Here is a 13,385-nt window from a genome sequence, read left to right as displayed (position 1 = left end):
ACAAGGACCTAATGTGACACGTGATGAGAGTGAAGTTCACTGCACCGCGACGAACGTGCCTGCCTGAAAAGCCTGTAGTGGCTGCAAACTCCCGGCAATTCCCCGCGCTTGACGCCTCTCGACCATTCGTCCTTTAAACCCCGTATTTGTTGGTCAAAGTCCGTTTCTGAAGGAGGTCATGACATGTCATGACGGATTTTTCGCGCGGTGGTTGTGACAGTACGTGGACCGAAAATGCCTGCTATCGAGCCAGGGGGAAATGTCGGGTATTGGCTGTGGATTCAACCGGTCGATGCAACAGACTGGCTCAATCTGTTGCATCGACCGGTTGAATCCACGTCGCCTCAGGGCCATCAGCCCCAAGCAAAAGCGGTCGGTATCTCCATAAGTGGGGCATTACACCCACCCAACCGGGCGTTTACCACCTGATTTGAGGAATATCCCCCCCTCACCCTTTCTCTCGCTTCAAACACTCAGAAACAGCCTGTTAATTCATTTGAACTTTATCTTCGCCCTATTGAAATGGCTCATTAGTTGCAACCCCCTTGGGTACCCGCAACAGCTGTCGTCCCGGACATCATGGAGACGGCGGGGCTTGCCGGATTGGGCATGGCGCGAGGGGTGAAAAATGAAACGTGCGACACCACTATGCAGCTCCATCGGCTCTTATGAGGAGTTCTTATGAGTTCCATGATCAAGATTGGCATCGTTGATGATCACCCGCTGTTAAGGGATGGGGTCACAATGGCGCTGAAGAAAATAGCTGACTTTCAGGTGGTCGGGCAGGGCGGGTCTGCCGAAGATGCCCTGGAAATTGCCGCTCGTTTTGCTCCGGATGTTTTGCTGATGGATGTAAATATGCCGGGCGATAGCTTTGCTGCCGTGCGAGCGATCTCAGCTTCTTCACCGGCAGTTAGAATTTTGATGCTGACGGTATCTGAGTCCATCGAGGACGCCTATACCGCCCTCGAAGCAGGCGCGCAGGGATATGCGTTGAAAGGCATAAGCGGTCGTGAACTTGTACAAGCCATCAGACAGGTTGCCGGTGGTGAAACCTTCATTACACCCAAGCTTGCCAGCAAGCTCTTAGGCAGCTTCAGAAAGCACGCGGGTGATAAGCAAAAGGTCGAACTGACCCATCGCGAAGAACAAGTTATCCGGGAGGTATCGAAGGGCCTGACTAACCGCGAGGTTGCTATCAAGCTTGAGCTCTGCGAGAAGACAATCAAGCACTACATGACGAATGTCATGTACAAGCTACGGGTTCGTAACCGGACGCAGGCAGTCGCAGCAGTGAGACGGCATTGGGAGAGTGACCATATACCCAGCTTATGTGGTGCTCTTCAACGCCGCGACTTGAATGACAACGGTAAGACAAGTAACGGGCGATAAGCGCTTGCGGTTACTTGGGTGCAACGATCATTTTGTCACGGATGATCAGATTCTGAACTGCGCCCTGGCTTTGGTTCCGGCATGGGGCGCCGATTCAATGATGAATATTCCGCCGAGGGATTCGACGCGATAGCGCATGCCGACAAGGCCCAGATGAGTCCTGCCTCGACCTGGCACACTCGGTTTCTCGGTTGGAATACCCACTCCTGCATCCTCGACTTGCACTTCCAGTAGCCCTTCGAAGTGAGAGGCGCTGAGTTTTTGGCCTTTTCCTCCGGCGTGAATATAGGCATTGTTCAATGCTTCCTGGGCGAAGCGGTAAATACAAATTTTATGCGCTATCGGTACATCGTCCGCAAGCGTATCAAGCTGCAGTTCGACTCGCGTCTCGGTTCGCTCTTCGTGCCGCCCGGCAAGCAATACCAGCGCATCGTGCAGGCTCAGATCATTGACTTCCGGAAGTGCCAGGTCGAGTGATATTTCCCGCACTTCGTTTAAAGCATCCTCGCCGGCACGTCTTATCATTTCGAGGACTTCCCCATCCGAGGCGCCTTGCGAATCTTCGAGCTCTTCAAGGCGAAGGAGAATAAGCGACAACAGCTGAGCAGGACCATCATGAAGATCTGCCCCGATCCGACGGAGAGTGAGTTCATTGATTCTGGAAAACTCACGATTAGCTGTAGTGACTTTGCGCTGAAGGGCGGTATTATTTGAGTGCAACTTTGCTTGCTCATGCATTCGCCATTTAAGTGCTGATTCCTGCTGCTTTATGATCTTGTCGTCACGCCGAACGATAAAAAATAACAGCAAAAGCATGGCCATCGTTGCTGTACCAACAATCGCCCATACTTTCTTGCGAACGTTATTGATTTCGCGCTGTAACGCTTCCGCGGTTTCGTAGAACTCACCAACCGCAATAATCTTTCCAGTACCTGCTTCGCGCAGTGGAGCAAAAATTTCATAGAGCGGAATATTCAGGCTTCGCTCAAAAGCATCCTCAATATCATCCGCAGTATCATCCTCAAGATCACTGTCCAGTTCTGTATAGATCTTGCCTGTCAGCGCCTGTGAGATCTCCACTGTCGGAAAATGTTTTTGGACCGCTGATTTGTCGGTGCTGTAGACAATCGTGCCGTCTGGAAGCCAGATTTTCACCGAGACAACATGTGTACTGAACGAGGTGCTGGACAGCAGGTGATCAATGGTCTGAATAGTGCCATCGGGGAGTTCTTTGGCAGTGGTTAATCCCTGGACGAAGGGTTCGAGAAAGTTCTGCATATAACGCGCCCCCGTCTCCGCCGCCGTTTGAACCGTTGCATCTTCGATACTCTGGCTTACGAGGTTTCCAACGAGCGTCATGGTCAAACCCAGAATTATTGTGGCGCAGATGACGAACTGGGTTGAGCGGCTCAAATGGCGCAATTTCGCCCGGGTGCCCTGGCTCCCGGGCACTGCGCTACTGGACGTTTGGCCAGTGTCTGATTCGACCAAGGTCTGATCCGAATCATTGACCAAGGTCTCAGAATTTGATTGGGCTTTCGTCTCTGTACACATCCGGGTAGCCCCTCAATACTCATTTTTAATGGAGTGTATAGCTAGCGTTTGAGGTTGAAGGCGGGAGGCGCGATGAATAGTTTAAAAAAAAGATGCTCGATCAATCTGGGTAATCGCTATCTCCGGCAAAAGCAGCCGGAGGTTATTACCAATAGTGTGGTCGGTCATTCGCGCCCTGTACTGTCACTTTACGGCCATACAGGCCAGGATGGAAACGAATGTACGCTTGGCGTTCAAGTCAAGCTCAGTTCACTTGGAATCTCTGTTGAGAAAACGCTCCAGTACAATTTTCAGTACAACAGCGCGAGTGTTCCACTCAATCGAAACCAAACCTGCGGTTCTAATGATTTCCTGACTCCGCCACCAGGCGTGTGGAACCCGTCTCCAATACAGACTAGTCAATTCGTAGTCGTTGCCAGTTTGCTCATGGATAAAAGGCTTGTTGACGAAGCCGCATGGACGCAGAACCGTGCCATCACCCCTCAGGAACTACCGGACTATGGCGATCTTCGCGAGCCTATTCCGGCCAATGACTCTGATCGCTGGATGTGTGGCATCTGTGACAAGCCCCCTATGCCTGAGAGAGCAATATGGACAGACGCATAGAGCCCCGATACGTGACGGGGCCTTTAGTAAGTTACGCCATCTATTCAACCTGCGTTCATGGGCCGTCGCCTCCTTGAGGCGCAATACCAGCCTGTAGTTACGGTTGTCATGGGGAATTGATCCTCAGTCGAGCACTGCTGATCGCATGCGATTCAGTAAGGGCTCGGTGCGGCCGTTGTACCAGGTCCCGTCGTTCAATTTTAGATTTTTATTTATGGGGTTCAGCACTAAACCACGCGTTTGCAGCCGTGTTTTATGCGTGTGGTTTCCTGATTAGTCAAGCATCGAGGAAACAGCCATGGCCAGCTTCATCAAGTCCGATCTCGAGTTCATTCTCGAACAAATTTTCATCGCTGAACGGAATGCGGCAGGCGCGAGTCTGGCTGACATGCTGCCGAACGTAGAAGTACCCTTCGGCCTGCGCACCGTCTCCGGCATCGACAACAACCTGGCCAATCCCCAGTTCGGTGCCGCCGACAATTTCTTTCCGCGTATGACGACGCCGGTGTTCAATACCGCGCAGGTCCAGCCGGTCGGCTTCTTCGGCCCCGCCGATCCTGGCGGAACCACGCCGACCTCCTACCAGCAGACCAGCGGTTTCGTCTTCGACTCGCAGCCGCGCACCATCAGCAACCTGATCGTGGACCAGACCGCCAACAACCCGGCGGCAGTCGCGACTGCAGCGGCCAATCCGGATTCACAAGTCGTCACCAGCCCCGGTCTGGATGGCCTGTTCGGCACCGCCGACGACGTTTCCGTTTTCCAGATCCCCAATATCACGCCGGACGCGGGCCTGACCGCGCCGTTCAACCAATGGATGACTTTCTTTGGCCAGTTCTTCGACCATGGCCTGGACCTGGTCACCAAGGGTGGCAGCGGCACAGTCTTTATTCCGCTACAGCCTGACGACCCACTCTTCGTGCCGGGCAGCCCGACCAACTTCATGGTGCTGACGCGCGCCACCAATCTGCCCGGCCCCGACGGCATCCTCGGCACTGCCGATGACATCCACGAGCAGAGCAACACCACCTCGCCCTTTGTCGATCAGAACCAGACCTACAGCTCGCATCCCTCGCATCAGGTGTTCCTGCGCGCCTATGAGCTCAACGCAGCGGGCGATCCGGTCGCCACCGGCAAGCTGATCACCAATCGTGACCTGGGCGTCGATGGGCATTTCGGCACCGCTGATGACGTCGAAATCGGCGGCATGGCCACTTGGGCAATCGTCAAGGCCCAGGCCCGTGATCTGCTCGGCATCAACTTGACCGATGCGGACGTGTTCAATGTACCGCTGCTGGCGACCGATGCTTACGGCAACTTCATCAAGGGGCCCAACGGTCTCCCTCAAGTCGTGATGATGGGCGCGGATGGCATTGCCGGCACCGCCGATGACGTGCTCGTCGAGGGTAATCGGGCTGCACCGATCAGCCTGACGAACGCCGTGCGCACCGGTCACCAGTTCCTCATCGACATTGCGCACAGCGCCGATCCGACCGGCGGCCTGACGGCTGATGCGGACACCGTCATTGGCGGCCCGCAAGCCCCCGGCACCTACGACAACGAACTGCTCGACAAGCACTACATCGCCGGCGACGGCCGGGTCAACGAGAACATCGGCCTGACCACGGTGCATTCCATCTTCCACAGCGAGCATAACCGGCTGGTTGACCAGACCAAGGAGACGGTGCTGGCCTCCGCCGACCTCGACTTCCTGAACAAATGGCTGATGCCCGACGCCCAACTGGCGGCGTTGCCGGTGACGGCGGCCGACATCGCGGCCCTGCACTGGAACGGTGAGCGGTTGTTCCAGGCCGCCAAGTTCGGTACCGAGATGCAGTACCAGCACCTGGTGTTCGAGGAGTTCGCGCGCACCATCCAGCCGCAAGTGGATGTCTTCCTGGCACCCATGGGTAACGACACCACGATCGACGCGTCGATCGTCGCCGAGTTCGCGCACACGGTCTTTCGCTTCGGCCACTCGATGCTGCTGGAGACGGTCGATCGTTTCGACCCCAACTTCAACGTCGTCGGCGACGGCAATCCGGTTGACCCGGGCAATCAACAGACCGGCCTGATCGCGGCCTTCCTCAACCCTCTCGCGTTTGCTGCGAGCGGCCCGACCCCACAGGAGGCGGCTGGCGCCATCGTGCGCGGCATTACGCGGCAGGTCGGCAACGAAATCGACGAGTTCGTCACTGACGCTCTGCGCAACAACCTGGTCGGCCTACCGCTGGACCTGCCCGCGCTCAACCTGGCGCGCGGCCGCGAAGCCGGCATCCCGTCGCTGAACGCGGCGCGGCGCGAGTTCTACCACATGACCGGCGACAGCCAGTTGACCCCCTACACGAGCTGGGCCGATTTCGTGCAGCACATGAAACACCCGGAATCGCTGGTCAACTTCATCGCCGCCTATGGCACGCATTCGAGCATCACCGGCGCCACCACGCTGGCGGACAAGCGCGCTGCGGCTGCTGACCTGGTGTTCGGCAGCGCCACGGCGCCGGCTGATCGCCTGGACTTCCTGAACAGTACCGGCGTCTGGAGCAGCAATGCCGGTGCGGACGGTATTCTGCACACCGCAGACGACGTGACCATCACCGGCCTGGACAACGTCGACTACTGGATCGGCGGCCTGGCCGAGGAAAAAATGCCCTTTGGCGGTCAGCTGGGTTCGAGCTTCAACTTTGTCTTCGAAACCCAGTTGGAAAACCTGCAGAATGGTGACCGCTTCTACTATCTGGCCCGCACCGCGGGACTCAACTTCGGCACCGAGCTTGAGAACAATTCGTTCGCCAATCTGGTAATGCTCAACAGCGACGCAACACACCTGTCGGCTAACATATTCCTGACGCCGGCCTTCATCCTGGAGACCGACCCGACGCACCAGTTCAACGCAAGCGTGGTGGCCGGGCCGGATGGCATACTGGTCGACAATCCATTGACACCAGTCAATGAGGCTGCCGACAACCTGCCAGCCAACGCCGACCCCTTTGGCCCGTCGGACCATCCGATTGGCTCACCACGGATTGACCATTTCACGCCGCTGGTGATCCGCGACAACCCCGCCACAGTGGGGCTGGATACCAACTACCTGCACTACACCGGCGGCGATACGGTCGTGCTTGGCGGCACGGCCGGCGACGATATCCTCATTGCCGGCGACTCGGACGACGACACTGTCTATGGCGACGCCGGCAACGACCGCCTCGACGGCGGCTACGGCAACGACAACGTCTTTGGCGGTACCGGCGACGACATCATCACCGACATCGGCGGCAGCGACACCCTGCGCGGCGAGGACGGCAACGACGTCATCCAGGCCGGCAACTCGACCCTCGGCCTCAACAACCTGGTCTTCGGCGGCGCTGGCAAAGACTTCATCATCACCACCGAAGACATCACCATGACCTTCGGCGGCGCGGGCGACGATTTCATCCTCGGCGCCAAGGTCAACCTCGCGCCGACCGGCAACGAAGGCGACGACTGGATCGAGGGCGGCACCCAGGACGGTGCACCCGGCGATAACATGAGCCCGACATTGTCCGACGATGTACCCGGTAACGACATCTTCATCGGCACCGGCGGATTCGATGAAATGATCGGTGAAGGCGGCGACGACACCTTCGTCGCCAGCGACGCTCAGGACAAGATGGACGGCATGTCCGGGTTCGACTGGACCACCTACAAGAATGACAAGTACGGCGTGACCGTCGACATGGTCGTCCCGTTCTTCAGCCCCTATCACCCTGTGCCCGATGCCGCGGGCAATATCGTGGGCGCGTTTGCGCAATCGGCCGATTCGGTCTATGACCGGTTCGCGGAAGTGGAGGGCCTGTCGGGGTCGGCCTTCTCCGACTTCCTGCGCGGCGATGAACAAAACGCGGCCATCATCGCCAACATCACGGCCAGGGGCAGCATCCTCACCAACTTCGATCTCGTCAGCGGCCTGCGGGCCTTCGTCGGCAGCGCCGGTTTCGGTGCCGACGGTATCGGGGGGACGGCCGACGATCAGTTCGGCGCGGGCAACATCATCCTCGGCGGCGATGGCAGCGACATCATCGAAGGCCGTGGCGGCAGCGACCTCATCGACGGCGACAGTTGGCTCAACGTGCGCATCAGCGTGCGTCAGAACGTGGATGGCACCGGGCCGGAGATCGCCAGCTTCGACAGCATGACGCCGATGATCCCGCTCATGCTCAACGGCACCTACAATCCCGGCCAGCTCGTCGCCGTGCGTGAGATCCTGCCGGGCGTGGGTGGCTTCGACACCGTCAACTTCATGGGCCCGCTGTCCAACTACACAGTCTCCGTCAACGATAACGGCACTGCGCTCGACTTTTCCGATGACGTCGTCACCGTGACCGACAATGTCGGCAAGGAAGAAACCGACCGTCTCACCCACATCGAACGGCTGCAGTTCTCCGATCAGTCCATGGTCCTCGTGCCCGGGCTCAACGCTGAGCCGGTGGGCGCGCTGACGGTAGATAACACCGCACCGACCGTTGGCCAGATACTGACCGTGTCGGCGGCAGGCCTCACCGATGGCGACAACGCGGGCGGGGCGATCCACAATTCCATCAGTTACATATGGCAGTTTGAAGCGGCACCGGGCTCGGGCGTCTTCGAGGACATCATCCTCGGCCCAGGCCGCATCGGTATCGGATTTACCAGAGCGGACGCGCCCACGCTCACGGTGACGTCGGATCTTGCCGGCCTGGCAGTGCGCGTCAAAGGCATCTATGCCGACGATCATGGCGTGACCGAGCAGGTATTCTCGGCACCGACTACGGCAGTAGTGGCCGGGGCGCCGGCCCCCGCAGCGGCGCCTTCGCTGATCGATCCGCAGACCACTGCCCCCAGCAACGGTGTGCGTTACACGCAATCCGACCTGGCGTTCATTCTTGACCAGATCAAGATAGCGGAACACCACGCGGCCGGTGAGAACCTGAACTCGCTGCTCCCGAACATACGGGTGCCGTACGGTTTGCGCACGGTCGAAGGGACGGAAAACAACCTGCTCCATCCCGAGTTCGGTGCCGCCGATAACGTATTCCCGCGTCTGACCACGCCGGACTTCCGCCCGGCCGACGCCGGTACGAGTTACACCCAGACCAGCGGCCTGGTGATCGACTCGCAGCCGCGCACCATCAGCAACCTGATCGTCGACCAGACCGCCAACAACCCGGCGGCGGTCGCGGCCACCTTCGATCCCGGTCTGGATGGCGTCCTCGGCACCGCTGATGATGTCTTGAAAGTTGGTGCTCAGGTGGTTACCGGAACCCGCACCGACGGCACGACGTTCCAGACCTTCTTCGACCCGAACGTGAGCCCCGACGCGGGCCTGACCGCGCCCTTCAACCAATGGATGACCTTCTTCGGTCAGTTCTTCGACCATGGCCTGGACCTCGTCACCAAGGGCGGTTCGGGCACCGTGTTCGTTCCGCTGCAGCCGGATGACCCGCTGTTCGTGCCTGGTAGCCCGACCAACTTCATGGTGCTGACGCGCGCCACTAATCAGCCCGGCCCCGATGGCATTCTGGGCACGGCTGACGACATCCACGAGAACACCAACACCACCTCGCCGTTTGTCGACCAGAACCAGACCTACAGCTCGCATCCTTCGCACCAGGTGTTCCTGCGTGCCTATGAGCTCAACGCAGCGGGCGATCCGGTGGCCACCGGCAAGTTGATCGAAAATCGTGATCTGGGCGCCGATGGCGTGTTCGGTACGGCCGACGACGTCGGGATCGGTGGCATGGCCACCTGGAAGGTGGTCAAGGCGCAAGCCCATGATCTGCTCGGCATCAATCTCACCGATGCCGATTTCAACAACGTGCCACTGCTGGCGACCGACGCCTACGGCAATTTCATCAAGGGTCCGAATGGTTTCCCACAGGTAGTAATGTTGGGCCCGGACGGCATTGCCGGCACGGCCGACGATGTGCTCGTTGAAGGCAATCCGGCGGCGCCCATCAGCCTGGTCAACGCCGCGCGCACCGGCCATGCCTTCCTCAACGATATCGCGCACACCGCCGTTCCGATCGACGACGTGACCGGCGCAGCACTCCTGCCCGATGTGGACACTGTTGTTGGCGGTACGCCTGCGCCGGGCTTCTACGACAACGAACTGTTGGACGCGCACTACATTGCCGGCGACGGCCGGGTCAACGAGAACATCGGCCTGACCACCGTCCATTCGATCTTTCACCATGAGCACAACCGCCTGGTCGATCACACCATGGCGGTGGTCCTGGCGACAGCGGCAAGTGGCGATGTGTCGTTCCTGAACGAGTGGCTGCTGACACCCGTCACTGCCGTTCCCGCCGACACCTCGACCCTTGACTGGAACGGCGAGCGCCTGTTCCAGACCGCGAAGTTCGGCACCGAGATGCAGTACCAGCACCTGGTGTTCGAGGAGTTCGCGCGTACGATCCAGCCGATGGTCGATCCCTTCTTCGCCCCGGGCCAGGTGTACGACACTGCGATCGATCCGAGCATCGTTGCCGAGTTCGCGCACACCGTCTATCGCTTCGGGCACTCGATGCTGCTGGAGCAGGTCGACCGGCTGGATCCGAACTTCGCTTCGAGCGATATCGGGCTGATTCAGGCCTTCCTCAACCCGCTCGAGTTCGCTGGCAGCGGTCCGACCCCGGAACAGGCGGCTGGTGCCATCGTGCGCGGCGTGACCCGCCAGGTGGGCAACGAGATCGACGAGTTCGTCACTGAAGCCCTGCGCAACAACCTGCTGGGTCTGCCGCTCGATCTGCCCGCCATCAACCTGGCGCGCGGCCGCGATACCGGCATTCCGTCACTGAACGCGGCGCGGCGGGAGTTCTATCTGCCTACTGGCGACGCAGAACTCAAGCCTTACACCAGTTGGGCCGATTTCGTGCAGCACATGAAGCATCCGGAATCGCTGATCAACTTCATCGCCGCCTACGGCACGCACTCGACCATCACCAGCGCCATCACGCTGGCGGACAAGCGCGCCGCGGCTGCGGACCTGGTGCTCGGCGGCGCGACGGCACCGGCCGACCGTGTCGACTTCCTCAACAGCACGGGTGCCTGGGCCAGCAACGCTGGTGCGGACGGCGTGTTGCACACGGCAGACGATGTGACCATCACCGGCCTGGATGCCGTCGACTTCTGGGTTGGCGGGCTGGCCGAGGAGAAGATGCCCTTTGGCGGCATGCTCGGCTCGACCTTCAACTTCGTCTTCGAGAACCAGATGGAGAAACTCCAGGACGGCGACCGCTTCTACTATCTGGAACGCACCGCCTCGATGGACTTTGGCGCGGAGCTTGAGAACAACACGTTCTCCTCGCTGGTGATGGCCAATACCGACGCAACACACCTCCCGGGCAGGGTTTTCCTGACACCGGCCTACACTCTGGAGATCAACCAGGCGAACCAGTACAACCCGAGTGTGATTGCCGGTCCCGACGGCATTGTCGGCACCGCCGATGATCTGCCGGCCAACGCCGATCCCTTTGGCCCGTCGGTCCACCCGATTGGCTCACCGCGCTCTGACTTCCTCACGCCGCTGGTGATCCGCGACAACCCCAACACAACAGGCCCGGATACCAACTACCTGCACTACACCGGCGCCGAAACGGTCGTGCTGGGCGGCACGCCCGGCAACGACATCCTCATTGCCGGCGACTCGGACGACGACACGGTCTATGGCGATGCCGGCAACGATAGGATCGATGGCGGCTACGGCAACGACCAACTCTTTGGCGGTACCGGTGACGACATCATCACGGACATGGGCGGCGACGACGTCATCCACGGCGAGGACGGCAACGACGTCATCCAGGGCGGCAACGGCCTCAACCTGATCCTCGGCCAGGCCGGCCAAGACTTCATCATCACCGGCGAGGACCTGGCCGACACCAGTGGCGGCCTGGGCAACGACTTCATCCTCGGCAGCAAGGCGAACGAATTCGCGCGCGGCGGCGAAGGTGACGACTGGATCCAGGGCGGATCCGCCGATGGCGTTGCCGGCGACAACTTCGACCCATTCGGCAACGATCCGATCAATGGCAACGACGTCTTCATGGGCGATGGCGGACCGGACAACTTCGACGGGGAGGGCGGTGATGACATCATGATCGGCAGCCCCAGCGAGGCGGACCGTTTCATCGGCTTCTCCGGTTACGACTGGGCGACCTTCAAGGACGATCCGGCCGGCGTGACTATCGGCCTCAACTCCAGGCTGCGCTTCTTCGATCAGCCGGCGGTGCCTGGCTCGAACGCGTCGATCCTTGCCCGTCTGGACCTGGTGGAAGGGCTGTCGGGATCGTCCCACGCCGATTTCCTTAGCGGCGATGACTCCACTGCCGACTTGCTTGCCATCGCTGGCGCCAAGGGCAGCGTACTCACCAACTTCGACCTCATCAGCGGTCTGCGGGACTTGGTCGGTAGCGCCGGCAACGGCGCGGATGGCATCGCCGGCACAGCCGACGATAAGTTCGACGGGGGCAACATCGTCCTGGGTGGCGCCGGCAGCGACGTCATCGAAGGCCGTGGCGGCGATGACATCATCGACGGCGACAAGTGGCTCAACGTGCGCATCAGTGTGCGGCAGAACATCGATGGCACCGGGCCGGAAATCGCCACCTTCGACAACATGACGCCACTGGTCCCGCTCATGTTGAACGGCACCTATAACCCCGGCCAGCTCCAGATCGTCCGTGAAATCCTGACGGCGCCCGGTCCTGACTTCGACACGGCGCTGTTCTCCGGCAATTTTGCGGATTACACCGTGATCGAAAACGTCAACGGCACCTTTACGGTCATCGACAGTGTCGCTGGCAGGGACGGGACCGACACCCTCAGCAATATCGAGCGGTTGCAGTTCGCCGATCAGGCGCTCGTGCTCGGCGGTTTGAACTCGGCGCCAGTCGGCTCGCTGAGGATCGACGATCCCACGCCCGCCGTCGGCCAGGTGTTGACGGTATCGGCGGCAGACATCACTGATGCCGACAATACCGCGACCGGCGGCGCGATCACCAGCCCCATGAGTTTCTTCTGGCAGTTCGAAGCGCGCCCGGGCTCGGGCGTCTTCGAAGACATCACCTTCTTTGCCGCCGGAGAGGTCTCGCGCGCGGAGGGTACGACCGCCACAGTGGGCTCGGAACTCAGGATCGCACCACCGGCGACCCTCATTGGCGCCGTGCCGGCTATCCCGGAACTCGTCGTGGCAGCCGGGTTGGCGCTGCGCGTCAGGGCGGTCTACAAGGACGCCAATGGCGTGCTGGAGGAGGTGTTCTCGGCGCCGACCGCACCGATCACGCCGGCCGGTACCGGCACCGTCAATGTCCTGCCGGTTGGCACGGTGCTGATCAGCGATACGACCCCGACGCCAGGCTCGGCCTTGACCGCCACGGATGCATTCACCGACGCCAACGGGACCACGACCTCGGTGATTACCCATCAGTGGCAGGTGGGGAGCGGTGCGCTCTTTACCGACATCGCCGGCGAGACGGGCACGACCTTCACGCCCAACCAGGCGCAGACCGGTCTGCAACTGCGGGTCGTCGCGAGTTACGTCGATGACCTCGGCACACTTGAGCAGGTCACTTCTGCCGCAACGACAGTGGTCGGCGAACTGTTTGTCGGTACCGCCGGTGCCGACATATTCACCGGCACAATAGGCGACGACCTGGCCAGCGGAGGTGATGGCAACGACATCCTGAGCGGCTTGGGCGGCAACGACATCCTCAATGGTGACGCGGGCAATGACATTCTCATCGGGGGTACGGGTGCCGACACGATGGCCGGCGGTGTTGGCGACGATGTCTACGAAGTCACCGACCTTGGGGACGTGG

The 13,385-nt window shown here is 60.1% G+C and carries 4 protein-coding genes; 3 read left to right on the top strand and 1 reads right to left on the bottom strand.

The genetic code is table 11. The annotated features are described in order from the left end of the window. The first annotated feature begins 681 nt into the window (after positions 1–681). A complete protein-coding gene (locus tag AC1DKH_RS29785; protein WP_477760835.1) occupies positions 682–1,392 on the top strand; it encodes a response regulator in 711 nt (236 codons plus the stop codon). 45 nt (positions 1,393–1,437) lie between these two features. Here the strand turns inward: AC1DKH_RS29785 and AC1DKH_RS29780 are convergent, their stop codons facing one another. Continuing rightward, a complete protein-coding gene (locus tag AC1DKH_RS29780; protein WP_477800164.1) occupies positions 1,438–2,946 on the bottom strand; it encodes a sensor histidine kinase in 1,509 nt (502 codons plus the stop codon). Between the two features lie 72 nt (positions 2,947–3,018). Between AC1DKH_RS29780 and AC1DKH_RS29775 the strand changes: the two genes are divergently transcribed. Then, positions 3,019–3,552 carry a hypothetical protein gene (locus tag AC1DKH_RS29775; protein ID WP_477800163.1) on the top strand — a complete coding sequence of 178 codons (534 nt, stop codon included), beginning with the start codon at positions 3,019–3,021 and terminating at the stop codon, positions 3,550–3,552. A gap of 298 nt (positions 3,553–3,850) precedes the next feature. Beyond that, the coding region (locus AC1DKH_RS29770; RefSeq protein ID WP_477800162.1) for a peroxidase family protein at positions 3,851–13,385 on the top strand (9,535 nt) is incomplete at its 3' end.

The organism is Pseudomonas sp. 05L36, assembly GCF_056398125.1.
This window is presented reverse-complemented; position numbering and strand designations above follow the sequence as displayed.